Below are 25,348 nucleotides of genomic sequence, written 5' to 3'. Positions count from 1 at the left end.
TAATTACTTGCCCGGGAGCGAGAGGTCGGTATCAGGCTTGATCTCGCCGACCGCGGAGGGCGTGGTCATCAGGTCGTGGTCCCACTTGTCGCCGTCGACCTTGATGTGTGCTGCCGCGCCGAGCAGGACCGCCTCGATCAGGTTGTGGTTGAGGTACACGTACAGGCCGGGCTGGCGGAAGGTATAGAGCGCCGCGCCAGCCGAACCCCCGCGGATGAACCAGGTCTCCAGGTCCTTGAGCGGGGCGTTGGCGAACTTGCCTTCCTCCCAGACGTAGTCGCCGTGGCCGCCGATCAGGTGCGGACGCGTGTCGCGGTTGGCCTGCGAGTGCACCAGCAGCACTGTCTCGCCCACCTTCGAGGTCATCGCGTTGTCGCCTGCAAGCGCGCCGACCGCACCGTTGAACACCACGTGCGAGGGCACCAGGCTCTTCATTGCAGCGAGCGTGTCGGGCAGCGATTCGGCGTGCGAATCGTAGGACTTGAAGTTGCCGTTGCCGTCGCGCGGGATGTAGAACTCCGTCTCGCCGATGTAGTAGGCGCGGTCGTACTTCAAGGACTTGCCGTTGCCGTCGGTCAGACCTTCGCGCGGCAGCACCATGATCGTGCCCTGCATGCCGGCCACCACGTGCCAGGGGGTCATCGGACCGCCCGGTGCGCAGTGGTAGACGAACGTGCCGGCGCGCGTGGCCTTCCAGCGCAGCGTCACTTCCTCGCCCGGCTGCACGATCGTCAGGTCACCGCCGCCCAGCGCGCCGGTGGCGGCGTGGAAGTCGATGTTGTGCGGCATCGCGTTGCTGGCCGGATTGACCAGGGTGACCTCCACGTAGTCGCCCTCGTGCACCACCATCAGCGGGCCGGGGATCGAGCCGCCGAAGGTCATCGCGTGCATCTTCGTGCCTTCGCCGTCGATGACGATTTCCTGTTCCACGATCGGCAGCGTGAACTGCACGACCTTGGGGCCGCCCTTGGCCACCTGGTCGTGGTCGTGGACGAAGGGCGGGCGCTTCAGGGTGACCTGCTGGCGCGGCAGGGCCGCCAGATCGGACGCCTGGTCGAGGGTGGCGTTCACCAGCTCAAGTGCGTCGACGGCATATGCCGGTGCGGGAGCGCTGGCGCCGATCGCCAGGACGAGGGCCGAAGCCAGAAGACTGGTGTGCAGGAGTTTCATGAGGAGCTTCCTCGATATCCACGTTGTTGGGTTCGGGGATAGCGTGGACGCGGGGCGCATACCTGCAATTGATTGAAATCAACCACACGCCTGCGTATGTCCGTTTTCGGGGGTCGAACGCGCTCCGCTTGACCTGGATCAAGCCCGCCTGGCTCAGCCGCAGGGGCGGTCCTTCGCGAACGGGTTGAGGCGGCGCACCCAGCTGTCCCCGCAGTCGATGTCGACTGGCACCTGCGCGGCCGCAGCCTCCGCTTTTCGACGTGCAGCCCCGTCATGGCGCGCCTGCTCCGCGGCCGCGATCCTTGCCCGGATCTGCGGTAGCGCCGCCAGCGCGGCGCGCTCGCCCTCGAGGATCGCGGCGTTGCGCTGCTCGAAGCTGACCGGTCCGATCGCGTTGACCTGCGGGCGGATCACCACATCCGCGCGTGCCAGTTCCTGCCGGCCCAGGGTCTGGCCCATGATCGTGATCGACTGGTTGACGATGCCAGCCAGCGCGGTCGGCGCGGTGCCGCCGGCTTTGCTGGAGATGTCGACGGCGATGACGATGTCGGCGCCCAGCTGGCGCGCGGCATCCACCGGCACCGGGCTGACCACGCCGCCATCGACATAGCTGTGGCTGCCGATGCGGGTGGGTTCGAACACGCCCGGCACGCTGCTCGAGGCGCGCACCGCCTGGCCGGTGTTGCCGCGTACGAACACCACGCGATCACCGTTGTCCAGGCGCGTGGACACCGCCGCGAACGGCTTGGCCAGGCGCTCGATCGTGCGTCCGCCGAGTTCGCGGTTGACGTAGTCCTGCAGCGCCTGGCCCTGCACCAGCCCGCCGGAGAACAGGCGCACGTCGCGCAGGGTCGACTCATCCAGCGCCACCGCGCGTTCCTGCATGGTGAACGCGTCCATGCCGCTGGCGTAGAGCGCGCCGACCACGCTTCCGGCGCTGGTGCCGGCCACCACGTCGGCGCGGATCCCGTTGGCCTCCAGCATCTTGATCGCGCCGATGTGGGCGAATCCCTTGGCCGCGCCGCCACCCAACGCCAGGCCGATCCGCACCGGCGGCAGCTGTGGTGCCGGCGCGACCGGAGCGGCGACGGGCGCCGGTGCATCGTCGCCACGGACCGCATTGCCGCCGCCGCAGGCGGCCAGGCCGGCGAGAACGCCGGCGAACAGGGAACGGGGCAGGGCGGCGTTGAAGAGCATGGCAGTCCGGAGAGACAGGGCAGGAAGGTCGGGTGCCGGCCAGCGCAAGCGGGTGCGTGGCGTGGCTGCCGGGGCAGTCGAAGAACGCACGAGCATAGCGGTCACCCGCCTGTCGCCGGCTGAAGCAGGGGCTGCATCACGAGGCCCGGATCACGGGCACGCTTTCACTGATCGGCAGGGCGCCCAAAGAAAAAGGCCGGTTTCCCGGCCTTCTCCTGCAGATCGATTGGTGGAGCCAGGGAGGATCGAACTCCCGACCTCGTCGATGCGAACGACGCGCTCTCCCAGCTGAGCTATGGCCCCACAGGGGCGCGCATTATAACGGCGCGATCGGCGCGCTGCCAACGTCCAGCAGCGGCGCCAGGACGGGCTCGAGCTGGGCACGGCGCCAGCCAGAGAGCATGCCGGGCCAATCCTCGCCGTCGAGCAAGGTTTCCAGCCAGCGTCGCGAGGCGAGCACGCCGTCAGGCATGCCCAGTTCAACGCTGCGCGCGGCCACCACGTCCTGGAGGCGGCGCAGGGCCTTGCGGTCGCGTTCGCTGGTGCGTGGCGCGGGCGCCTCGGCTTCGTCGTCGAGCGGCGTTTCCAGGGCGTCCAGGATGGCGGCGGCGAGCTTGCGCGGGGCCTTGGGGTGGGCGTCGAGCAGGCGCTCGAGCGCGGCGAGGTCGGGCAGCGGATCGCGGGCGAGGGTGGTGGCCAGCTCGTTGTCCAGTACCCAGCTGCGCGGGCGGTCGCTGCGCCGGGCCTGCAGTTCGCGCCAGCGCAGCAGGCGCAGCAGCCTGCGCTGGCCGTCGACGTCCAGGAACTGGACGCTGCGAACCGACAGGTGCGGCCAGCGCTCGATCTCGTCGCGGCGGGCCGTTTCGATCATCCTTGCGCAGTCTTCCGCGAGCCATTCTGCGCGCCCCAGCGCCTGCAGCCTGGCGTCCAGGGCGTCGTGCACGGCGAACAGGTGGCGCACGTCGTCGGCGGCGTAGCTCAGCTGCGAGGGCGAGAGCGGGCGCTTCATCCAGTCCGAGCGGGTCTCGCCCTTGTCCACGACGATGCCGAGCAGTTCCTGCACCAGCCGCTGGTAGCCAAGACCGGGGCCGACGCCGGCCAGCGAGGCCGCGATCTGGGTATCGAACAGCGGGTCGGGCACCGCGCCGCAGGACTGGCGCAGCGCCACCAGATCCTCGCTGGCGCTGTGCATGATCTTGAGCACCGAGCGGTCCGACAGCAGCGGCGCGAGCGCGGCGGTCATGCCCTCGGCGAGCATGTCCAGCAGCAGGATGTCCGGTTCCTGCGCACCCGGCACCTCGATCGCGACCTGCACCAGCGACAGCTGCGGCCAGTAGGTGCGCTCGCGGATGAATTCGGTATCGACGGCGACGCGGGCGGTGGCGGCGGCGAGATGCGTGCGGAGGACGGCGGGGTCCGCGACCCAGTGTGGGGAAGACGACATGGGGCGGCAGCCTAACGGCGTGCGGGCAGGCATGGCAATGCCGAGCGTGCGAAGGGGCGGCGCGCGCACCGTTGCGCGGGCCGCGCTTTCGCGCCGTTTGCCGCGATCGCTTAATCTGGCGCCGATGCTGTCGAGCAAGTCAGGATTGCGTAGGGCCTGGATCGCGTGCGCGCTTGGCGCCGTGCTGTGCGCGGCGTGTGCCCGCGAGGACGACGGCGCGGTCGCGCCCGGCGACGGGGCAGCCGCTGCCGCGTCGGACGCCGACGGCGGCAGCGTCACCATCAGTGGCGACGACAGCGACGCCGCCAGGCTCACTTGGCGCGCACCGGCGGTCGATCTCGCGTCCACCGACCCGGCCGAACTGCGCGAGCGTGCCAGTGCCGCCCTGGCCGAAGGCAGACTGTACGAGGACGCCAATGCCGCCGTGCCGATCTACCTGGCGCTGTCGACCCTGCCTGAACACAGCCAATTTGCCGAAGCGGGCCTGCGCCGCGCCCTGCGCCAGCTGCTGCAGGCCGGCGCCGCCGCGCTGGCCGACGCCGATGAAGACGCCGCCGCACTGCAGCGTGCGCTGGAACTGGCCGCCATCGTGCGTGCAATCGATCCCGGCGACGACGCGGTCCTCGGCTTCCTCGCGCAGGTCGACCTGGCCGAGCGCGTGTCCGGCTTCAACGCTGTCGGCGAGCGGGCGCTGGCCGCCGGTGACCTCGGCGAGGAAGGCGGCGGTGCGCTGGCCGCCTTCCGCCAGGCGCTGGCGCTGGCGCCGGAACAGCCGCGCGCGCGCCAGGGCATGGCGGCGGTGGAAAGCGCGCTGATCCGGCGCGCCGAGGAGGCTGCCCTGGCGGCCGACTTCGACACGGCTGCGCGCTGGCTGGCCCACGCCACCGAGGTGCGGCCGGACGCCGGTCTGGAGACCGTGGACGACGCGCGCGAGCGTGTCGCGACGATCCGCACCACCCGGATCACGCGGCTGCGCGACCTCGGCATCGGCGCGCTGCCAAAGTTCGGCGGCATCGACCTGGCCCGGCGCCATCTGGCCGAACTGCTGCGCATCGCCCGTCCCGGCGACCCTGCCGCGCTCGAGCTGCGCGAACGCATCGACCTGGCCGTGCATTACGGCCTGTATGCGCCAGGGCAGGTGTTCACCGACGCGCTGCAGACCGGCGGCCGCGGCCCGCAGATGGCGGTGGTGCCGCACGGTGCGTTCACCATGGGCGCGCCCGAGCGCGAACGCGACGCCAGCGACTACGAGCGGCCGGCGCATCCGGTCCGCTTCGCGCGCGGCTTCGGCATGTCGATCCGCGAGATCACGGTCGGCCAGTTCCGGCGCTTCATCGCCGCGACCGGCCACCGCACACGCGCCTCGCGCCGCGGTTTTTCGATGGTCTACGACGAGCGCAGCAACAACTTCGTGCGCAGCAGCGGCGCCGACTGGCATACCGATTACCTGGGCCGTCCGGCCGACGACGGCCTGCCGGTGGTGCACGTTGGTGCGCGCGACGCGCAGGCCTATGTCGAGTGGCTGTCGGCGCAGACCGGCCGCCGCTATCGCCTGCCCAGCGAGGCCGAATTCGAATACGCACTGCGCGCCGGCGGCAGCGGACGCTTCCCCTGGGGCGAGGGCGATCCGCCGTCCGGCGTGGCCAACACCACTGGCGGGCTGGACCGCTCGCCGGCGGGGCGCAGCTGGGCCAATGCCTTCGCCGGCTATGGCGACGGCTACTGGGGCCCGTCGCCGGTGGGCAGCATGGCGCCCAATGCATGGGACCTTCACGACATGTCGGGCAACGTCAGCGAATGGGTGGCCGACTGCTGGCATGATGGCTACCGCCGCGCGCCTGGCGACGGTTCGGCCTGGATCAACCCGGGCTGCCGCGACCAGGTCATCCGCGGCGGTTCCTGGGCCAGTTCGCCCGCCCAGACCCGTTCGGCCTGGCGTGCACCGGCATCGGTGGACACCACCAATGCGCGCCTCGGGTTCCGCGTGGTACGTGATCTGTAAAGGACTGATCGGCTGGGGCCGGAGGAGAAGCGATGCGACGTGACCCGTTCGGTGGGCGTAACCGGCAGCAGCCGGCTGGGGGCAAGCGCGGCATCAACCCGCGCTTCATCATCCTGTTGCTGTTTGCCGGCTACGGCGTGTACTACTGGTTTTCCAACCAGTCGGTGGACGCGGTGACCGGCGAGTCGGTGCTGATCGACCGCAGCCTGTCGATCGAGGACGAGAAGGCCCTTGGACTGGAGGCCTATCGCGAGATCCTGGGCCAGGAGCAGCCGGTGGATCCGGATTCGCAGATCGCGCGCCAGGTGCGCGGCATCGCGCAGCGCCTGGTGGACAAGGTGCCCGAGGTCGAGGCCGCGCTTGCCGCGGAAAACGGCCAGCAGGCGCCGACGTTTTCGCAGGACTTCCAGTGGGAGGTCAACGTCATCGAATCCGACCAGGCCAACGCGTTCTGCCTGCCGGGCGGGAAGATGGCGGTCTATACCGGCCTGGTGCCGGTGGCGCAGAACGAGAACGCGATGGCGGTGGTGATGGGCCACGAGATCGCGCACGCCCTGCTGCGCCACGGCGCACAACGGATGGCACAGCAGAAGCTGAGCCAGGTCGGGCAGATGGCCGGCGCGATGAGCGGCATGGATCCGCAACAGCAGCAGATGATCATGGCCGCGATGGGTTATGGCTACCTGCTGCCGTATGCGCGCAAGCACGAAACGCAGGCCGACGAGGTCGGGCTGATGCTGGCCGCGGCCGCCTGCTTCGATCCGCAGGAGTCGGTGCCGCTGTGGGAGCGCATGGGCGAGGCCAGCGGTGGCCAGGCGCAGCCGGAATTCTCGTCCACCCATCCCAACCCCGGCACGCGCATAGCCAACCTGCAGTCGCTGATGCCAAAGGCGCTGGAGTACCGCAAGCGCTTCTGCAAAACCGGGCAGGGAGCGGCGGCGGGCCAGCCCTGAGCTGGCGCGCGAGGCGCGTGCGCATCGTCGCGAAACGCGCGGCGACCGTGCCTGCCCGCGGTCAGAACCCCATGTACAGCCCGCCGTTGACGGGGATGTTGGCGCCGGTGATGTAGCCGGCCTCGTCGTCGCTGAGGAAGCCCACTGTGCGCGCGATCTCGGACGGCTGCCCGAGGCGGCCGGCGGGCACGCGGTCGACGATGCCCTGGCGGATCTCTTCGGGGATCGCCGCGACCAGCGCGGTCTCGCAGTAGCCCGGCGACACCGAGTTCACGGTCACGCCCTTGCGCGCAACCTCGCGCGCCAGCGCCATCGTGAAGCCATGCATGCCAGCCTTGGCGGCCGAGTAGTTGGTCTGGCCGAACTGGCCGGTCTGGCCATTGACCGAACTGATGTTGACGATGCGGCCGAAGCCGCGCGACATCATGCCTTCGACCGCGTGCCGGCACAGGTTGAACACGCTGTCAAGGTTGACCGACATCACCGCATCCCACTGCGAGCGCTCCATCTTGCGCAGCGTGGTGTCGCGGGTGATGCCAGCGGCGCTGACCAGCACGTCGAGCGATCCGTCGGTCTGCTCGACGTCCTGGACGAAGGCGGCGCAGGCGTCGAAGTCGGAGACGTCGAGCGTCGCGAAACGGACGTCGAGGCCTTCGACCTGCCGTTCGAAGTTGGAGATGCGGGTGGGGTCATTGCCCAGGTCGGCGGCGATGACGCGACGCCCGGCGCGGGCGAGGTGGATGCAGATGGACGAGCCGAGCCCGCCGATGCCGCCAGTCACGACGGCCACGCGATTGTTCATGCGGAGTGCTTGGGAGGTGGGAAACGGGGCGCGCGCGTCGCGCGTCGCGGAAGCGCCGGCGCGGTCAGCGACCGCGGCGGTCCGGGTCCGGCTTCTGGCCGACGCTGCCGGTCAGGTTCTTCTGGAGTTCCTTCCACATTTCCATGTTGCGCTCGGTGAGCTGGTTCATCATCGCCCACGGCGTCTGCCCGAGCACGCCGCCCATCTGCTGGCGGAACTGCTGCTGCTGGTCGAGGAACGCCTGCATGGAGCGCTCGAGGTAGCTGCCCATGAAGCCCTGCATCGAGTCGCCGTAGAAACGGATGATCTGGCTCAGCAACTGGGTCGAGAGCACCGGCTCTCCGTTCGACTCGTGCTCGGAGATGATCTGCAGCAGCACCGAACGGGTGATGTCGTCGCCGGACTTGGCGTCGCGGACCTCGAACTGCTCACCGTCGACGATCAGCTGGCGCACATCCTCGATCGTGATGTAGCTGGAGATCTCGGTGTCGTAGAGACGACGGTTGGGATACTTCTTGATGATCCGGGTCGAGGCCATGGAGCAACTGCTCGAAGGATTGGTGCCTCGCAGCATGGCGCAGCGCAGCACGGCTTGCAAGCCGGGGCCGTGGCTGCGGCGGACAGGCAGGAAGGCCGGGCAGGCCGGCCTCCGCTGCCGTACGGCAAACGGGGCTCACCAGCCCATGTGATGCCCGCCGTTGATGTCGAGGTTGGAGCCGGTGATCCACGCGGCCTGCTCGTCGACCAGGAAGTTGACCGCGTAGGCGATCTCCTCGGGCTTGCCCAGGCGGCCGGTGGGGATGTCGGCCGCGATCTTGGCCCTGACTTCCTCGGGCACCGCCATCACCATGTCGGTGGCCACGTAGCCGGGCGAGACCGTGTTGACGGTGATGCCCAGCTTGGCGTTTTCGCGCGCCAGCGAAATGGTGAAGCCGTGCATGCCGGCCTTGGCCGCGGCGTAGTTGGCCTGGCCGTACTGGCCCTTGAGGCCGTTGATCGAGCTGATCTGGATGATTCGCCCCCACTTGCGCTCGCGCATGCCCTCGATCACCGGGCGGGTGACGTTGAACACAGAGTTGAGGTTGGTGTTGATGACGTCGGTCCACTGCTGGGCAACCATCTTGTGGAAGGTGCCGTCGCGGGTGATGCCGGCGTTGTTGACCAGGATCTCGACGGGGCCGAGCTTCTCCTCGACTTCGCGCACCATCGCGGCAGCTTCCTCCGGCGAGGTGACGTCGCCCTTGACCAGGGTGAACTCGTAGCCGTCGGCCTTCATGTGCGCTTCCCAGGCGCGCGCCTTTTCCTCGTTGCGATAATTGGTCGCCACCTTGTGGCCCTGGTCTGCAAGCCGCTTGCAGATCGCCGTGCCAATCCCACCGGTTCCACCGGTCACCAGAGCCACGCGAGTTGCCATGTCCTTCATCCTCTTCCGCCGCTGTCGCGGCACCGCATCCAGTCTAGTCGCGGCAGGCTACAGATGTGTTGTGCATCGCGGCGCGCAGCGGGACGGGGCCGCGCGGAATGCGGGCGGGGTCGAACGCGGGCAGGGCACGGGAGAGGAACGCCGCAGGCGTGCGGGCTGACACGACCGCCTCGGCATCCTGGCCGAGTACGCGCCAGGCCGCGCGCATTGCATCCATCGGGGCCGCGGCATCGACCGGCAGCGCTGCATGCGACTTCGACAGCTTGTGTCCGTCGTCGTCCTCGACCAGCGGCAGGTGCGCGTATGCCGGCGTCGACAAGCCCAGCCGTTGCTGCAGCAGGATCTGGCGGGCGGTGGAATCGAGCAGGTCCGCGCCGCGCACGACCTCGGTGATGCCCTGGGCGGCGTCGTCGACCACCGCCGCCAACTGGTAGGCCCAGGGGCCGTCGGCGCGGCGCAGCACGAAGTCGCCGACTTCGGCGGCCACGTCCTGCCGCACGGGGCCGTGGACGAGGTCGACGAAGGCGATGACCGTGCCGTCGGCAACGCGCAGGCGCACGGCGGGATCGTCGCGCTGCGCGCCGGGCACGCAGCGGCGATGGATGCCGCCGCTGGCGGCCAGAGCGGCGCGGCTGCAGTGGCAGGTGAAGGCGTCGCCACGCGCAAGCAGGCGGTCGAGCGCCGCCTGGTAGATCGCGCCACGACCGCCCTGGTACAGCACCGGGCCATCGCCGTGGAGCCCGAACCCCTCAAGTGCGCGCAGCTGCGCCGCGGCGGCACCGGCCACCTCGCGTGGCGGATCGATGTCCTCGACCCGCAGCAGCCATTGGCCGCCCGACCGGCGGCACGCCATCAGCCAGCTGCCCAGCGCGGCGACCAGCGAGCCGAAATGCAGCGGGCCGGTGGGCGAGGGCGCGAAGCGGCCGCGATGGACGGGGGCGGGGTCGGGCATGTGCGGCTGAATGGGGAGGCGCGCGGGCTGCCCCGCGACTTGAAATTCATCGTGGCCAACCATAATCGATCACAATGACCGGCGCCCCACGCGCCAGCTCTGGAAGCCTGCACATGTTCAAGCGCATCACTTTGTTCCTGCTCACCAACCTGGCCGTGCTGGCGCTGGTCAGCATCGTCATGTCCGTTCTCGGTGTGAACCCGTCGACCTTCGGCGGCCTGCTGGTGTTCGCGGCGCTGTTTGGTTTCGGCGGCTCGCTGATCTCGCTGGCGCTGTCGAAGTGGACGGCCAAGCGCTTCAGCGGTGCGAAAGTGATTGCGGAGCCGCGCAGCGAGGTCGAGCGCTGGCTGGTGGAGACTGTCCGCCGCCAGGCCGAGTCGGCCGGCATCGGCATGCCCGAGGTGGCCGTCTACGACGCGCCCGAGATCAACGCCTTCGCCACCGGCGCCAACCGCAACAACGCGCTGGTGGCGGTTTCGACCGGCCTGCTGCGCTCGATGGATCGCGACGAGGCCGAAGCCGTGCTCGCCCATGAGGTTGCTCACGTGGCCAATGGCGACATGGTGACCATGGCCCTGCTGCAGGGCGTGCTCAATACCTTCGTGATCGTGCTGGCACGCGTGGTCGGCCGGGTGGTGGACGGCTACCTCAGCGGCGGCCGCGACAACGGCGGCGGGATGGCGTACTTCGCCATCGTGTTCGTGCTGGACATGATCTTCGGGCTGTTTGCCAGCATGATCGCGATGTGGTTCTCGCGGCACCGCGAGTTCCGCGCCGACGCCGGCGGCGCCGCCCTGGCGGGCCGCCACAAGATGATCGCCGCGCTCGAGCGCCTCGCGCAAAACCAGGGCGCGAACACTCTGCCCAAGCAGATCGCCGCCTTCGGCATCAGCGGATCGCCCGGCTTCGGCCTGCGCCGGCTGCTGATGAGCCACCCGCCGCTGGAAGAGCGCATCGCCGCGCTGCGCAGCGCACCGCCGGAGACGCTGCGCGAGGGGATCGCGGTTTAAGGCGTGATCGCAGCCTTCGTCATCCCGGCGCACGCGGCGCACGCCGGGATCCATTTTGACGTTCAACTGCAGGTCAATGGATGACCAGCCCTTCGGGCTGTTGAAAAGCGCTTCCAACGTTCGCTGGAATGCCGGCAACCCGGAGATCGCTGGACCGGCCGGGCCAGGGCGCAGCGTCCCCAGACGTCCGGGACAGCGTCCCCAGACGTCCCGGGCAGCGCCCCCTGCTACTCGAAGTCGTAGTTCATCGACGGCCCGGGCGAAGCCAGGAAGAAGCCCTGCACGTAGTCGACGCCCGAAGAGAACAGGATCGACATGCTGGCCGCGTCCTGCACGTGTTCGGCGATGGTGCGGATGCCCAGTTCGCGCGCGCGGTTGGCGATCTCGCGCACCCGGTTCTGGTTGTCGGTGCTGCGCGGCAGGTCTTCGATGAAGCTGCGGTCGATCTTGACCAGGTTCGGCTTGAGATGGGCCAGCAGCTGGAACGAATCCAGGCCCATGCCGAACTGCTCCAGCGACAGCCGGCAATCGAAGCGTCCGATCGCATCGGCAAAGGCCTGGGTCGCCTTGAGGTGGGTGAACACCTTGGCCTCGGGCAACTGCAGGACCAGGTACTCGCCAGGCACACCATGCGCCTGCAGCTGCTGGCCGATGAACTCGGCCAGCCCCGGGTCGTCCAGCGCGGCCTGGCTGACCTTGACCAGCAGTGTGGTCGGCCGGTTGGACGCGATGCGCTGGCCGATCGCGGTGATCGCGTGGCTGAGCACCGCGCGGTCGATCTCGCCGAGCAGGCTGTGGTCTTCGGCGATCTGCAGGAAGTTGCCCGGTGCGATCAGCTGGCCGTCGCCCGGGTCCAGGCGCATCAGCGCCTCGTAGGTGGCGCCGGTGTCGCCCTGCAGGTTGATGGTCGGCTGGTAATGCAGCACGAAGCGCTGGTTGTCCAGTGCCTCGCGCAGGCGCGCCACCCAGGCGCGCACGTGCTCTTCCTCCGCGCGGTCCACCGCTGCCGGGTCGAAGATCTCGAAGCGGTTGCCGCCCACTCCGCTGGACGATTCCACGCCCTGCGAGGCCTTGGCCAGCACCTGCGAGATGCTGGCGATCTTCTCGCCGATCTGCACGCCGCCGATGCTGGCGCTGATCACGCTCGAGCGCGTGCCGATCTGGAACACGTCGGCCGAGAACGCGGCCAGGATCTTCTCGGCGAGCGCGCAGGTGGCGGCATAGTCGCTGCCGCGCAGCAGCACCGCCAGGGTGTGCTCGGAGAAGCGTGCGCCGATCGCGCGGCCGCCCAGCTCGTCCTGCCGGAGCAACGCCTGCAGGCGTTGGCCGATCGAGGCCAACAGTGCGTCGGCCGAATCCAGGCCGATGTCCTGCAGCAGGCGGTGGTAATGGTCCGGCTCGATCATCAGCAGGCCGTGCTGGCCGTTCTTCTGCCCGGCGTCGTCGACCGCGTCCTCCAGCGAGCGCAGGAAGGTGGGCCGGTTGAGCAGGCCGGTGACCTGGTCGCGCTGGCGCAGCTCCTCCAGCTCCTGGGCCAGCTCCGGGTCGAACTCCTGGCGGCGGAACACCACCTGCAGGCAGGGCTCGCCCTCGTACTGGGCCTGGGTGAACTCCATCGACGCGGCGAAGGCGTTGCCGTCCAGATCGCGCGCTTCCAGTTCGTGGCGCGGCGGCGGCGGGTCGCCCTTTGCCAGCGACTTGAGCAGTTGCTTGAAGCCCTCCACGTGCTGCGGCGCAACCATGTCGAGCAGCGACATGCCTTCGACGTCCTCGAAACTCTCGTAGCCGAACATCTCCAGGTAGGCGGCGTTGGCGCGGATGTGCATGCCTTCGTGGATGTAGGCGATCGGGTCGCGCGAGGAGTCGATCAGCGCGTCGCAGCGGCGCTCGGTCTCGCGCACGCGCGACTCGAGGCGGCGCTGTGCGCGGCGCGCGTCGAGATTGGCCCACTCGTTGCGCACCTGCGACAGCACCTGCTGCGGCCGGTGCCGGACCGCCACCGCGCGTGCGCCGAGGCTCAGCGCGGCGTCGTATTGCGCTTCGTCGAGCTGGTCGGCAATCGCGACCACCGGCAGGTCCTTGCCGCAGCCGGTGACCAGCTGTACGGCGTCGGCGAACGGCAGTAACTGCGAAGACAGCGCGGCCAGCACCAGGTCGGCCGGGCCCGAGAGCGCCGCCGTGAGTTCGTCTGTGCTGGCCGCGCGCACCGGGCGGACCGCGATCCCGGCGTTGCGCAGACCGCTGACCAGCGCCTCGGCGTCCTCGACCCGATCGTCCACGATCAGCAGGCGCAAGGCGTTGTCAGACTTCATCGACATGTGTTCCTCTCCATGTGGCCGCGTTATGACATGGCCGGTTGCTGGCGTCCATCGCCGACGCTCACAGTGGCCGCTTGGACGTGTCGCCCGCCACTTCGCGCACGAGTCGCGGCACGAGGTAACCCGGCAGCCGTCCACGCAGCGCGGCATGCAAGGCCAGTGCCTCAGCGTCCGGCACCTCGAAATGGGCCGCGCCTGCGACGCGGTCGAGCTGGTGCAGGTAGTAGGGCAGCACGCCGGCGTCGAAGCTGCGCTCGTGCAGTGCCACCTGCGCGTCGAGGCTGTCGTTCACGCCGCGCAGGAGCACGGCCTGGTTGAGCAGCAGCGCGCCTGTCGCGCGCAGCCGTGCCAGTGCGGTATCGACCTGGGCATCGAATTCCTGCGCGTGGTTGGCGTGGAGCACCACCGAGACCGGCCACGGCAGCGCCGACAGCCAAGCCGCCAGGGCCTCGTCCACCCGCTCAGGCAGGACCACCGGCAGGCGCGTGTGGATGCGCAGCCGCCGTACGTGGCCGATGCCGGCCAGCGCGCTGGTGAGCTCGGCGAGCTTGGGCGTGGCCAGCGACAGCGGATCGCCGCCGGACAGGATCACCTCGTGCAGCGAGTCGTCTGCCGCGATCGCCTCGACCGCAGCCTGCCAGCCACCTGACGCCGCACTCTGCTCGGCATAGGGAAAGTGGCGGCGGAAGCAGTAGCGGCAGTGCACCGCGCAACTGCCGGTGGCGACCAGCAGGGCGCGCCCCGCGTACTTGCGGATCACGCCCTGGCCGGCGCCGGCGTCGGCATCGCCGACCGCGTCCAGGCTGAAGCCGGGCACGGGCCGCAGTTCCTCGTCCAGCGGCAGCACCTGGCGCAGCAGCGGGTCGTGGGGGTCGCCGCGCCGCATCCGCGCCACGAAGGCATGCGGCACGCGCAGCGCGAAGGCCGCCGTCGCGGCATCCGAGACCGGCACGATCGCCTCCAGGCCCAGCAGCGCGACCAGCTCGCGCGGGTCGCGCACCGCGTCGCGCCAGGCCTGCTGCCAGCCCTGCGGCTGCAGCCGGGTAGGGGCAGCAGTTATCATGAGTGGTCCGTATTCCTCGCCCGGCCCCGCCGGGAGTCCAATCCCATCATTCTAGCCGCCCGCGCGCGGCCAAGCAGGAGACCCCATGGCCAGTTTGGGCATGAACGACGTCAAGAACGGCCAGAAGATCCTGGTCCACAACGAACCGGCGATCATCATCGAGACCGACTTCGTCAAGCCCGGCAAGGGCCAGGCCTTCACCCGCGTGCGCTATCGGCTCATCAAGTCCGGCCGGTTGCAGGAAGTCACGATGAAGTCGACCGATTCGGTCGAGGCCGCCGACGTGGTCGACACCGACATGCAGTACCTCTACAGCGATGGCGAGTACTGGCATTTCATGAATCCGGAGAGTTTCGAACAGGTGCAGGCCGACGAGACCGGCATGGGCGGCGCGGAGAAGTGGCTGAAGGGCGAGGAGACCTGCGTGGTCACGCTGTGGAACGGAACGCCGATCATGGTGACGCCGCCGAACTTCGTGGAGCTGAAGATCACCGAGACCGACCCTGGCGTGCGCGGCGACACCTCCGGCGGCGGCGGCAAGCCGGCCACGCTGGAAACCGGCGCGGTGGTCCGGGTGCCGCTGTTCGTGGGCCAGGAAGAAATGATCAAGGTCGACACCCGCTCCGGCGAATACGTCAGCCGGGTGAAGTGACGCAACGGCACGCGCGATGCGCGTGCCGTTGCGTCATCCCGAGCCGCAGGCGAGGGATCTCATCCGGGGCGAGGCCGCCCATCGCCACGCGCGTTGCGCGTGCCTTGCGTCATCCCGAGCCGCAGGCGAGGGGTCTCTTCCAATCAGTGGTGCGGCTGCTGTCGGGTCCGCTGCGCCGGTCCGGAGCGGCAGGCAAGCAAATGGGCACGCGCCCGGCCTTCAACGCGGCGTCCAATGCGACCTGTCAGAATGTCGGCATGACGGACATTCCCCCTCCCCAGGCCTGTGACCTGCTGATCGAAGCCGGTTTCGTCGTGCCGATCGTGCCGCATGGCGTGGTGCTCGAGGATCACGCCGTGGTCGTGCGCGATGGCGTCATCGTCGCGGTCCTGCCGATCGCGCAGGCGCGCAGCCGCTTCGCGCCGAAGGAGACGGTGTCGCGCCCCGACGCGGCGCTGATCCCCGGCATGGTCAACGCCCACACCCACAACCCGATGACGCTGTTGCGCGGGGTCGCGGACGACCTGCCGCTCAAGGTCTGGCTGCAGGAGCACATCTGGCCGATCGAGGGTGCGGTGATGAGCCCGGCCTTCGTCGAGGATGGCGTGACCCTGGCGATCGCCGAACTGCTGCGTGGCGGCGTGACCTGTGTCAACGAGAACTATTTCTTCCCAGACGTGCAGGCGGCGACGTACAGGAAGTACGGCTTCCGCGCACGCATCGGCCTGCCGGTGATCGATTTCCCGACCGCCTGGGCCGCCAGCGACGACGAGTATTTCGACAAGGCCGGCGCTGTCCACGACCAGTGGCGCGACGATCCGCTGGTGGCCACCGCGTTCGCGCCGCACGCGCCATACACGGTCAGCGACGCCAACTTCGAGCGTGTGCGCATGCTGGCCGACCAGCTCGACGTGCCCGTGCACCTGCACCTGCACGAGACCGCGCAGGAAGTACAGCAGTCCCTGAAGGAGCACGGCCAGCGCCCGATCGCGCGGCTCGACCGGCTGGGCCTGGTCAACGACCGCCTGATCGCGGTGCACATGACCCAGCTCACCGAAGCCGAGATCCACCTGTGCGCCGAACGCGGCGTGAGCGTGGTGCATTGCCCGGAGTCCAACCTCAAGCTGGCATCCGGGTTCTGCCCGGCCTGCGCGCTCGAACGTGCCGGCGTCACGCTCGCGATCGGCACCGACGGCGTGGCCAGCAACAACGATCTCGACATGTTCGGTGAAACCCGCACCGCGGCGCTGCTGGCGAAGGCCGTCGCCGACGACGCCGCTGGGCTGGACGCGTTCACGGCGCTGCGTGCCGCGACCCTCGGCGGGGCGAAGGCGATCGGCTTCGACCACCTGATCGGTTCGATCGAGCCCGGCAAGCAGGCCGACCTGGCCTGCGTCGACCTGTCCGCACTGGAGACGCAGCCGCTGTACCACGTGGTCTCGCAGCTGGTCTATGCGACCGGCCGCCACCAGGTCGACGACGTGTGGATCGGCGGCCGCGCGAAGCTGCGCAACGGCCTGCTGGTGGACATGGATGCGGACGCCATCGTCGCCAATGCGCGGCAGTGGCGCGAGCGCATCGCCACGGTCCGCACCGGTTGATCCGTTCGGCTGTCATTCCAGTGCAGGCTGCAATCCATAGCTCGCGCCGCTGCGCATCGGCCCCCGAATCCATCACCAATCCATACCGCCATCCACGTCCAGCCTCCTGGCTGCCGCCAACCCCCAGCTTGCACTGGACCGATTCATCGAGATTGCCGACATGAGCACTGCCTCCGCCCGCGGGACCAACTTCCACCAGGCCGAACTCGACCGGTTTGCCGCGCTCGCCAACCGCTGGTGGGATCCGGCTGGTCCGCAGAAGCCCCTGCACGCGCTCAATCCCGCGCGGCTGGGTTACGTGGCCGCCCGCACGCCGCTGTCCGGCGCCAGGGTGCTGGACGTGGGCTGCGGCGGCGGACTGCTCAGCGAGGCCATGGCCAAGGCGGGCGCGGAGGTCACCGCGATCGATCTCGCCCCGGAGCTGGTGAAAGTGGCGCGGCTGCATGCGCTCGAATCCGGCGTGCACGTGGACTACCGGGTGCAGGCGGTCGAGGCGCTCGCGGCCGAGCAGCCCGGCACGTTTGACGCGGTCACCTGCATGGAGATGCTCGAGCACGTGCCCGATCCGGCCGCCATCCTCCATGCCTGCGCGGCGCTGCTGCGCCCCGGCGGACGCCTGTTCGTCTCCACCATCAATCGCACGCCGGCCGCGTTCGCACTCGCCATCGTCGGTGCGGAGTACATCGCGCGCCTGCTGCCGACCGGGACCCATCGCTACAGCGAGTTCATCCGCCCGTCCGAGCTGGCCGGCTGGCTGCGCGCCGCCGGCCTGGGGCTGGAGGATGTCAGCGGCATGATGTACGAGCCGTGGCGCAACTCGGCCCGGATCGTGTCGCGCACCGACGTGAACTACCTGGCGTGCGCGTTGAAGCCGTGACGACTTCCCAGGCGCGGCCAGCCGGCCGTTTCCCCCGCGGCGTCCTGTTCGACCTCGACGGCACCCTGCTCGACAGTGCGCCGGACATGCTCGCCACGCTCAACCGCATGCGTGCCTCGCGGGGCAGGGCGCCGATGATGCTCGAGGCGATCCGTCCCCACGTCTCGCGCGGCGCCCGGGCGATGGCCTCCGCCGCTTTCCCCGACGTGGCAGCCGAAGCCGTACCGGAGCTGGTGCCCGAGTTCCTGGAGGTCTACCGCGAGGAACTCGGCCATCACGGCCGGCCCTTCGAAGGCATCGAGGCGATGCTCGGCGCACTGGAAGCCGACGGCGTGCGCTGGGGCATCGTCACCAACAAACCCGAGCGCCTGGCCCGCGAGCTGCTGCCGATGCTGGGCTGGGACCGCCGCAGCGGCGTGCTGGTCGGCGGTGATTCGCTGGCCGAACGCAAACCGCACCCGTTGCCGCTGTTGCATGCGGCCGCGGCGATCGGCATCGATCCGTCCGTCTGCGCCTACGTTGGCGACGACCGCCGCGACATCGACGCGGCGCGTGCCGCGGGCATGGCCTCGGTGGTCGCGCTCTGGGGCTACAGGCTGGCAGGCGACGATCCGGCGGCGTGGCAGGGCGACGTGATGGTCCACGCGCCGGCGGAACTGCTCGATCCGGCGGTCTGGCCGGATGTTCGCGGCTGAAGCCGCTCCTACAATAAGGCGATGGACGATTCCGCTTCGCTCGACAGCTTCCTTGGCAAGTGGCGCACGCGCTGGCCCGAGTGGGAACTGCTCACCATCTTCGTGCCGGCGCCGCAGCGGGGCGTGGTCGCGGCCTGGTTCACCTTGCTGCAGGAGCTTGGCGATGCGGCCTGGGCCGGCGCGGAGCCGGCGCCGGGGCTGGCCAAGCTGGCCTGGTGGCAGGAGGAACTGGTCGGCTGGAGCAGGGGCGCGCGGCGGCATCCGCTGGGCGTGACGCTGCAGCGGCTTGAGGCGCCCTGGGAACCCCTGGGGCGGGCGCTGGCTGCCTTGCCCGCCACGCGTGCGCCCGAATCGGCAGGCGACGACAACCGCGCACTGGAACTCTTCGTCGGCGCAATGCTCGCCTGCGAGGCGGCCCTGTTCGACGGAAGCGCGGTGCAGGGTCCCGCGCTCGCCGCCGGCGTAGGCGACCTGCGCGCCATGCGCGCGCTGGTGCAGGGTGGCCCGCTGCCCGAAGCCGGCATGGGTGCCGCGCCGGTGGGCCTGACCCGGCCGCGACGCCTGCACCAGGTCGCCCTCGACGAGCGCCTGCGCCGGCAGGCCAGCGGCGAGGCCATGGTGCGACCGGCAACGCTGCGCCTGCTGCTTGCCGGCTGGCGCGCCGCGCGCTGCGGATAGCGACAACGCAGCGTTGCGCGGGCGTTGCAGCCTGGGCCGTTAAACTGTCGCCTTTCCCGCTGTTGGATGTCCCGTGACCCAGACCCCCGCCCGCAACCTGCCCGACGTCGCCGGCGATGCCGCCCGCGCCGCCCGAGTGCTCGACTGGGTGGGCATGGACCGCATCTCGCTGCCGCTGCGTATCGCAGGGGAGGGCGGGGAGACCCACCTCGTGCCGGCCATGGTCGACGTGGCGGTGAACCTGTGCAACCCCGACGCCCGCGGCATCCACATGTCGCGGCTTTACCTGCGCCTGCAGGACGCGCTGGCCAGCGAATTGCCGGGCCACGCGATGTTGCGCCGGGTGCTGCAGGACTGCATCGACTCGCAGCAGGGCCTGTCCTCGAGCGCACGCGTGGTGATCCGCTACGGGCACATGCTGCGGCGGCCCGCCCTGGCCAGCGGGCACAGCGGCTGGAAGACCTACCCGGTCGAACTTTCGGCGCAACTGGCCGATGGCCACCTGGCCTTGGACCTGGCGTTCTCGGTCGAGTATTCGAGCACCTGCCCCGCCTCCGCGGCGCTGTCGCGGCAGCTCAACGCGGAGCGCTTCGCCGGGGATTTCGCCGCGGCCGAACCGTTGTCCGTTGGCGTCGTCCATGACTGGCTGGCCTCGCCGCGCGGGCTGGCCGCCACGCCGCACGCGCAGCGCAGCCGCGCCGACATCAGCGTGCGCCTGCGCCCCGCCTTCGACCGGCTGCCCTTGGCCGAGCTGGTCGACGCGATCGAGGACAGCCTGGGCACGCCGGTGCAGACCGCGGTCAAGCGCGAGGACGAGCAGGCCTTTGCCGCGCTCAACGCCGCCAACCTGATGTTCTGCGAGGACGCCGCGCGCCGTGTTGCCGCGGCGCTGCAGGCGGACGCGCGGGTCGAGCGTTTCGAGGCCACCGTGTCGCATTTCGAGAGCCTGCACGCCCACGACGCCGTGGCGAGGGTCAGCTCGGCCCGCTGAACCCGGTCCGCCGATGGTTCCCCGACAGCGGCGATCGGATACGATCGCGCCATGGGGGATCCACGTCATCGTGATGCGTGGTGCGGCTGGCTGCTGTGCCTGCTGCTGTTGTGCCCGTCGTTGGCGGGTGCAGTCGGTCTGAGCGTGCGCGAACTGCGCGACGACCCGCCGGTCGCCGAGGTGCTGGCAGGCCGGCACGACGCGCGGCTGCTACCCCCACAGCCGACGCCCTATCTCCAGCAGGCCGGGCGCGAGGCGCAATGGTGGAGGATCGAGGCCGCCGCACCGATCGATGCGGCTGACGCGCCGCAGCTGGTGATGCGCTCGCCGCGCTACTACCAGGTCGAAGCCTGGACACCCGGTTCCGTAGCGCCCACCCGACACGCGCTCTACGGTGAACATGCCGACGACCGTTACTCGCACCGCGCCCTGGTGATCGACCTGCCCCACGGGATCCCGGCGGGGCAGGCGGTGTGGCTGCGCGTGGAGCACCGCTCCAGCAATGTGTCGCCGCTGTCGGTGGAACCGCGCGACCAGGTGCATCGGGAAGATCTGGTGTTCGTCGCTTGGCGAAGCCTGGTGCTGACCAGCCTGGCGGTACTCGCGGTCCTGGGGCTTGCGTTCTGGGGCGGTACCGGCGAGCGCAGCTACGCGTACTTCAGCGCCATGCTGATCTTTGCGTTCGGTTACCTGGCGGCGATCAGCGGCGATCTGCGCTGGCTGGGTGGCGCGGACGTGTTCGGTGATGTCAGGGCCAACCGCGTCCTTGGGTGTCTGGGCGTGGTGTTCAGCAACCTGTTCCAGAGCGCCTACCTGGATCTGCGTCGGAAGGCACCCGTGTTCGACCACCTGCTTCGCGGGGGCACCCTGGTTGCAGCGGTCGCGGGGGGCATTTCAGTATTTGCGACCTGGAAGGTGCTCGCGTTGGCGGGCAACCTCTCGTTGCTGTATTCGGCCGTGGTCCTGCTGGCGGCAAGCAGCGTGCTTTCGCTGAGGGGCGAACGTGCGGCACGCGTGGTCCTGGCCTCGTGGAGCGGGCTGATGGTGTTCTGCGGCCTGGCCGCTGCGGAGATGATGGGCTTCTGGGTCGGCCCCACGTGGCTCGGCCAGGGGCTGGCCGGCAGTTTCGTCCTCGCCAGCCTGCTGCTGGCGTTGGGCCTGTCGGACAAGCTGCTGCAGCTGCGCCGCGATCGCGACCACGCCAGCCGCCAGGCCTCGGTCGACCCGGTGACCAAGACCCTGAACCGGCACGGCATCGAAGAGCGCTTGTTCAAGGAAGTCGAGGCCGCGCGCAACCGCAAGGGTTCGCTGTCGATCGCGTTCATCGACGTGGACTGCTTCAAGGACATCAACGACCGCCACGGACACAGCGTCGGCGACCAATGCCTGCGCATCGTGTGCTGGCGGCTGCGCAATCAATTGCGTCGCAGCGACGCGCTCGGCCGCTACGGCGGTGACGAGTTCCTGGTGGTGCTGCCGGGCCACGACGCGGACTCGGCGCTGCGGATCGCCGAGCGCATGCGGGTCTCGGTCAACTGCCGGCCGCTGTCGATGCCCGATGCCAGCATCCGCTCGACGCTGAGCATCGGCGTGGCCGAACTGACGCCGGGCGAATCGATGTCCAGCCTGTTCGAGCGGGCAGACACGGCGCTGTACGCCAGCAAGTCGGCCGGGCGCGACCGCGCCCTGGCCGCCTCCCCACCGGAAGGCCTCTGGACCACGTGACCCAAGGAGTCATCGCCATGGATATGCAAGCGGATAAAGCAGCGACACCTACTCTTCCTCTTCCCGCAGCGGAGCTTCGCACCGGCGACGTGCTGCTGATGATGGGCGATGGGCCGCTGTCGGACCTGATCGCCTGGGCCAGCGACAGCATCTACAGCCACGCAGCCATCGTGGCCGACGCGGGCGACCTGATCGAGGCCTCGACTGCGGGCGTGCGTCGCTATCCGATCGCCACGCGCCTGGAAAACAAGACCAAGTACCATTTTATCGACGCTCTGCGGATGGAGGGCCAAGGCGCTGCCCCGCTGACCGGCGCCGACAGTGCAGCCGTGCTCTCCAGGGCGGTGAGCCTGCTCGGCACCCCTTACCCCATCGACCAGCTGGCCCTGTTTGGCGCGATCATGGCCGTGCGCGGCAAGTGGCCGACGCACCCGTTGGGCAGGCTGGTGGTCCGCGTGGCCCTCGACCACGCCGTGCCGGACCAGACCGACAGCGTGGTCTGCAGCGAAGTGGTGTACCGCGCCTACGCCGAATGTGCGGCCACGCCGCAGGGCCGGCTGGCGCCGGTGATCGTGGTCGGTGAGCGCGGCACCGCGCCGTTCCCGGAAATCGACTGGAAGACGTTGTTCGACGAGATCTGGCCGCTGCTCCATCCCGAGGGCCAGCAGCGCCTGCAGGCAACGCGGATGCAGCTCAACTCGATGCGCAGCGCACAGGTGCATGGCCTGCATGCAGAGTTCGAGGCGCTAGCGGACATCAGCGACGAGGAGCTGGAGTTGGCACGCCAGGCGGTGCTGGGCCAGAGCGGGCTGCTGGCAGGCGCGGGGACAGAAGCCGTGGACGCGCGGATGGGTGGCCCCGGCACCGTGGTGCCCAGCCCCAACCCGCGACTGGTCTCGCCGCAGGACCTGGCGGTCTCGCCAAGCCTGTCGCTGCTGGGACGGCTGATGCAGCGCGACGCGGGGTGATCCTGAAGGGGGACGCCAGTCTGGCGAAGGTTTTGCCACGGATTGCGCGGATGACGCGGATTAGCAGCACGGATGGCGTTGCAGCGACTCACCGGGGGTCTGCCATGACCTGATCCGCGTCATCCGTGGCCAAAACACCGGCTCCACAGCCGACGCCATCCAAACGCAGTGGAAGATCTGGCTTTGGTGGTTGCATGCGCAGATCCCTCGCTGGCGCTCGGGATGACAGCGTTGGGGCGGATCGAGGGGACGCGGAGGGGCTGCAACGTGCCGCCGCGTGCGGAGCAGTGACGGTCCTAGAGCTGTCGTTCCAGCACCAGCTGCGGATCGATCCGCACGTCGAACCAGCTCATTCCCCAGTGCAGGTGCGGCCCGGTCGAGCGTCCGGTCGAGCCCACCGCCGCAATCACCTGTCCCTGTTCCACGCGGTCGCCCGGCTTCACGTCGATCCGCGATAGGTGCAGGAAATTGCTGCTGATGCCGTGGCCGTGGTCGATCAGCACGGTGCCGCCGGTGAGGTAGAGGTCCGGGTCGGCGAAGGTCACGACGCCTGCCGCGGGCGCCTTGACCGCCGTGCCGCTGGCGGCGGCGATGTCCATGCCCGAATGCGGTGCGCCCGGCTTGCCGTTGTAGACGCGCGCACGTCCGAAGCGCCCGCTGATGCGGCCTTCGACGGGGCGGACGAAGGGCGTGGTGAAATCGGTGCGTGCGTCGTCGCGCAGCCGTGCCTCGGCCACGCGCGCCTGCTCGCGACGGATGCGTTCGGCGGTGGCCGGCGGCGGATCGACCGTCTTCTGCGGCACCCCGTCCACGCGCTGCAGCGGCCAGTCACGCGGCGTGACAGCGATGCGGACCTGTTCGCTGCTGCCGTCGGGGCGGAGCACCTTCACCGACAGCGGGCCGGCGGTATCGCGTCCCACCCCGAACACCGCCGTGCCGTAGCCGGTGGTCCGCAGGCGCCGGCCCGCGTATTCCACCGCGCTGCCCGGCGGCACCTTGCCGATCACCATCGCGCCCTGCTGGACGCTGGCAGGAAAGACCACGCGCTGGTCCGACGCGGCCGCCTCCGGCAGCGCCAACGCATCCGCCAGCACCGGCAGGCTGCCCGCAATACCTGTTGCGAGCGCCACGCTGGCTGCAACCGCCAGGGTCCGTGCCCGCAGGCTGCGACCCGACCTCAACGTGCGAACTCCAGGCGTCGGCCCACCGGCGAGCCGACCAGCTCGGCGCCGTTCCAGGCCAGCGCGCCATTGACCCAGGTCGAGGCGATGCGCGAACGGAAGGTCGTCCCCTCAAATGGCGACCAGCCGCACTTGGAGAGCACGTCCTCGCGCCGCACGGTGAACGGCGTGTCCTCGACCAGCACCAGGTCGGCGAAGAAACCTTCGCGCAGGAAGCCGCGCTCCTTCACATCGAACAGCTGCGCCGGCGCGTGCGCGAACTTCTGCACCACGCGCGCGATATCGAAATGTCCCTCGTGCACGCATTCCAGCGCCGCCACCAGGGCGAACTGCACCAGCGGCAGCCCGCTGGGCGCGCGCACGTAGGGGTTCTGCTTTTCCTCCCAGGTGTGCGGCGCGTGGTCGGTGGCCAGCACGTCGATCACGTCCCCCGCCAGCGCTTCGAGCAGGGCGGCGCGGTCGCTTGCGTCCTTGATCGCCGGGTTGCACTTGATCTGGTGGCCCAGCCGTGCGTAGTCGGCGCGGTCGAAGCGCAGGAAATGGATGCAGGTCTCGGCGGTGATGCGCTTGCGGCTGCCGTCGGCACGGATCATCGGCCCGCGTTCGAACAGCGCCAGCTCGTCGGCCGTGGAAATGTGCAGCACGTGCAGGCGGGTGTCGTGGCGACGCGCCAGCTCCAGTGCCAGGCGGGTGGACTTGATGCAGGCTTCGCGCGAGCGGATGTCCGGGTGGCATGCGGCCGGGATGTCGTCGCCGTACTTCGTCCGATACTCGGCGAGGATCGCGTCGATGGTCGGCGTGTCCTCGCAGTGGGTGATGATCGGCACCGGCGTGTCGCGGAAGATCGCGTCCAGCGTCTGCGGGTTGTCCACCAGCATGTTGCCGGTGGACGCGCCCATGAACACCTTCAGCCCGGGCGTGGCGCGTGGATCGATGCCGCGCACGTCTTCGAGGTTGTCGTTGCTGGCGCCGAAATAGAAGCCGTAATTGGCGCGGGCGCGGCCGGCCGCGCGCGAATACTTGTCTTCCAGCGCCTCGCGGTTGAGCGTCGGTGGGCTGGTGTTGGGCATGTCCATGAAGCTGGTCAGGCCGCCCGCGACGGCCGCGGCTGATTCGCTGGCCATGTCGGCCTTGTGCTCGAGCCCGGGTTCGCGGAAATGCACCTGGTCGTCGATCATGCCCGGCAGCAGGCGTCGGCCGGCGGCATCGACCACGGTCTCGCCGGCCCGCGCGGACAGGCCGCTGCCGATCGCGGCGATGCGATCGCCGCTGATGCGCAGGTCGCCCTCGAATTCACGGCCTTCGTTCACCAGCCGGGCGTTCACGATCAGGGTGTCGGACATTCAGCCGTTTCCATCGGTCTTGGGCGGCACTGGGTCCAGGCCGCCCGGGTGAAGGGGATGGCAGCGGCCGATCCGGCGCAGGGCCAGCCAGCCGCCGCGCAGCGCGCCGAACCGCCCGATTGCCTCCATCGCGTATTCCGAGCAACTGGGCACGAATCGACAGCGCGGGCCGAGCAGCGGACTGATGAAGCGCTTGTAGCCGCGCAGCAGGGCGATGAGGAGGCGATCGATCACGGCGATGGTGGAAAACTCCGGCGCGGTTGCCGCTGCCGCCGGGGCAGGGTATAACACCCCGCTTTTCCC

23 protein-coding genes and 1 tRNA gene are annotated in these 25,348 nt (G+C 69.6%); 11 read left to right on the top strand and 13 right to left on the bottom strand.

What is annotated here, in order from left to right; translation table 11 throughout:
* Positions 1–3: 3 nt before the first annotated feature.
* From nirK to rnd, 4 genes are all read right to left on the bottom strand, one after another.
* Entirely contained in the window at positions 4–1,170 is a 1,167-nt protein-coding gene (nirK, locus tag ACW5EG_RS08515) for a copper-containing nitrite reductase (protein ID WP_457018356.1), read from the bottom strand.
* Positions 1,171–1,323: 153 nt separating this feature from the next.
* Entirely contained in the window at positions 1,324–2,367 is a 1,044-nt protein-coding gene (locus ACW5EG_RS08510; RefSeq protein WP_457018355.1) for a patatin-like phospholipase family protein, read from the bottom strand.
* Positions 2,368–2,594: 227 nt separating this feature from the next.
* Positions 2,595–2,670 (bottom strand) — tRNA-Ala (locus ACW5EG_RS08505).
* Positions 2,671–2,683: 13 nt separating this feature from the next.
* Complete coding sequence (gene rnd, locus ACW5EG_RS08500; RefSeq protein ID WP_457018354.1) at positions 2,684–3,811, bottom strand: ribonuclease D; 1,128 nt, start codon at positions 3,809–3,811, stop codon at positions 2,684–2,686.
* 124 nt (positions 3,812–3,935) lie between these two features.
* On the opposite strand from rnd, the gene ACW5EG_RS08495 reads away from it, so the two are divergent.
* Together ACW5EG_RS08495 and ACW5EG_RS08490 are read left to right on the top strand one after the other, a co-directional pair.
* The gene (locus tag ACW5EG_RS08495) at positions 3,936–5,813 is read left to right on the top strand and encodes a formylglycine-generating enzyme family protein (protein ID WP_457018353.1); all 1,878 of its coding nucleotides are present in this window, start codon (positions 3,936–3,938) and stop codon (positions 5,811–5,813) included.
* A gap of 32 nt (positions 5,814–5,845) precedes the next feature.
* Positions 5,846–6,766: a M48 family metallopeptidase gene (locus ACW5EG_RS08490; RefSeq protein WP_457018352.1), complete on the top strand. Its 921-nt coding sequence runs from the start codon at positions 5,846–5,848 to the stop codon at positions 6,764–6,766.
* A 61-nt stretch (positions 6,767–6,827) separates the two neighbouring features.
* On the opposite strand, the gene phbB (ACW5EG_RS08485) is transcribed toward ACW5EG_RS08490, so the two are convergent.
* The 4 genes from phbB (ACW5EG_RS08485) to gluQRS all read right to left on the bottom strand — a co-directional run bounded on the left by phbB (ACW5EG_RS08485) (position 6,828) and on the right by gluQRS (position 9,943).
* The gene (phbB, locus tag ACW5EG_RS08485) at positions 6,828–7,568 is read right to left on the bottom strand and encodes an acetoacetyl-CoA reductase (RefSeq protein WP_457021260.1); all 741 of its coding nucleotides are present in this window, start codon (positions 7,566–7,568) and stop codon (positions 6,828–6,830) included.
* 64 nt (positions 7,569–7,632) lie between these two features.
* Positions 7,633–8,106, bottom strand: a complete 474-nt coding sequence (gene phaR / locus ACW5EG_RS08480; protein ID WP_457018350.1) for a polyhydroxyalkanoate synthesis repressor PhaR — start codon at positions 8,104–8,106, stop codon at positions 7,633–7,635.
* A 135-nt stretch (positions 8,107–8,241) separates the two neighbouring features.
* Positions 8,242–8,982, bottom strand: coding sequence for an acetoacetyl-CoA reductase (gene phbB, locus ACW5EG_RS08475; protein ID WP_457018349.1), 741 nt, complete (start codon positions 8,980–8,982; stop codon positions 8,242–8,244).
* A 43-nt stretch (positions 8,983–9,025) separates the two neighbouring features.
* Positions 9,026–9,943, bottom strand: coding sequence for a tRNA glutamyl-Q(34) synthetase GluQRS (gluQRS, locus tag ACW5EG_RS08470; protein ID WP_457021259.1), 918 nt, complete (start codon positions 9,941–9,943; stop codon positions 9,026–9,028).
* Positions 9,944–10,056: 113 nt separating this feature from the next.
* Here gluQRS and htpX point away from each other — a divergent pair, with 113 nt between their 5' ends.
* Positions 10,057–10,953 (top strand): protease HtpX, encoded by an 897-nt coding sequence (gene htpX, locus ACW5EG_RS08465; protein WP_457018441.1) that lies wholly within the window; start codon positions 10,057–10,059, stop codon positions 10,951–10,953.
* 227 nt (positions 10,954–11,180) lie between these two features.
* Here htpX and ACW5EG_RS08460 read toward each other — a convergent pair whose 3' ends face one another.
* Both ACW5EG_RS08460 and epmB read right to left on the bottom strand, forming a co-directional pair.
* Positions 11,181–13,271 carry an EAL domain-containing protein gene (locus tag ACW5EG_RS08460; RefSeq protein ID WP_457018347.1) on the bottom strand — a complete coding sequence of 697 codons (2,091 nt, stop codon included), beginning with the start codon at positions 13,269–13,271 and terminating at the stop codon, positions 11,181–11,183.
* A gap of 61 nt (positions 13,272–13,332) precedes the next feature.
* On the bottom strand, positions 13,333–14,334 hold the full coding sequence (gene epmB / locus ACW5EG_RS08455) for an EF-P beta-lysylation protein EpmB (protein ID WP_457018346.1): 1,002 nt from the start codon (positions 14,332–14,334) through the stop codon (positions 13,333–13,335).
* Between the two features lie 85 nt (positions 14,335–14,419).
* Between epmB and efp the strand changes: the two genes are divergently transcribed.
* The 8 genes from efp to ACW5EG_RS08415 all read left to right on the top strand — a co-directional run bounded on the left by efp (position 14,420) and on the right by ACW5EG_RS08415 (position 22,521).
* Entirely contained in the window at positions 14,420–14,986 is a 567-nt protein-coding gene (gene efp / locus ACW5EG_RS08450) for an elongation factor P (protein WP_457018345.1), read from the top strand.
* A gap of 257 nt (positions 14,987–15,243) precedes the next feature.
* Positions 15,244–16,587 (top strand): TRZ/ATZ family hydrolase, encoded by a 1,344-nt coding sequence (locus tag ACW5EG_RS08445; RefSeq protein WP_457021258.1) that lies wholly within the window; start codon positions 15,244–15,246, stop codon positions 16,585–16,587.
* Between the two features lie 160 nt (positions 16,588–16,747).
* Positions 16,748–17,464: a bifunctional 2-polyprenyl-6-hydroxyphenol methylase/3-demethylubiquinol 3-O-methyltransferase UbiG gene (gene ubiG, locus ACW5EG_RS08440; protein WP_457018343.1), complete on the top strand. Its 717-nt coding sequence runs from the start codon at positions 16,748–16,750 to the stop codon at positions 17,462–17,464.
* The gene (gph, locus tag ACW5EG_RS08435; RefSeq protein ID WP_457018342.1) at positions 17,461–18,159 is read left to right on the top strand and encodes a phosphoglycolate phosphatase; all 699 of its coding nucleotides are present in this window, start codon (positions 17,461–17,463) and stop codon (positions 18,157–18,159) included. The genes ubiG and gph overlap by 4 nt, the downstream gene beginning before the upstream one ends.
* A 21-nt stretch (positions 18,160–18,180) precedes the next feature.
* Positions 18,181–18,837, top strand: a complete 657-nt coding sequence (locus tag ACW5EG_RS08430; protein ID WP_457018341.1) for a phytoene/squalene synthase family protein — start codon at positions 18,181–18,183, stop codon at positions 18,835–18,837.
* A gap of 73 nt (positions 18,838–18,910) precedes the next feature.
* Positions 18,911–19,828 carry a GTP cyclohydrolase FolE2 gene (gene folE2 / locus ACW5EG_RS08425; protein WP_457018340.1) on the top strand — a complete coding sequence of 306 codons (918 nt, stop codon included), beginning with the start codon at positions 18,911–18,913 and terminating at the stop codon, positions 19,826–19,828.
* Positions 19,829–19,879: 51 nt separating this feature from the next.
* The gene (locus ACW5EG_RS08420) at positions 19,880–21,553 is read left to right on the top strand and encodes a sensor domain-containing diguanylate cyclase (RefSeq protein ID WP_457018339.1); all 1,674 of its coding nucleotides are present in this window, start codon (positions 19,880–19,882) and stop codon (positions 21,551–21,553) included.
* A gap of 17 nt (positions 21,554–21,570) precedes the next feature.
* Positions 21,571–22,521 (top strand): hypothetical protein, encoded by a 951-nt coding sequence (locus ACW5EG_RS08415; RefSeq protein ID WP_457018338.1) that lies wholly within the window; start codon positions 21,571–21,573, stop codon positions 22,519–22,521.
* Positions 22,522–22,817: 296 nt separating this feature from the next.
* Here ACW5EG_RS08415 and ACW5EG_RS08410 read toward each other — a convergent pair whose 3' ends face one another.
* The 3 genes from ACW5EG_RS08410 to yidD form a co-directional block, all read right to left on the bottom strand.
* Positions 22,818–23,633 carry a M23 family metallopeptidase gene (locus tag ACW5EG_RS08410; RefSeq protein ID WP_457021418.1) on the bottom strand — a complete coding sequence of 272 codons (816 nt, stop codon included), beginning with the start codon at positions 23,631–23,633 and terminating at the stop codon, positions 22,818–22,820.
* A gap of 65 nt (positions 23,634–23,698) precedes the next feature.
* Entirely contained in the window at positions 23,699–25,045 is a 1,347-nt protein-coding gene (locus ACW5EG_RS08405; protein ID WP_457021257.1) for a dihydroorotase, read from the bottom strand.
* Complete coding sequence (yidD, locus tag ACW5EG_RS08400) at positions 25,046–25,279, bottom strand: membrane protein insertion efficiency factor YidD (protein WP_457018439.1); 234 nt, start codon at positions 25,277–25,279, stop codon at positions 25,046–25,048.
* Positions 25,280–25,348: the final 69 nt, after the last annotated feature.

The sequence above is a fragment of the Luteimonas sp. A611 genome (assembly GCF_054072715.1).
The sequence above is the reverse complement of the archived record's forward strand: the minus strand, read 5'-3'. Positions and strand labels throughout refer to the sequence as shown.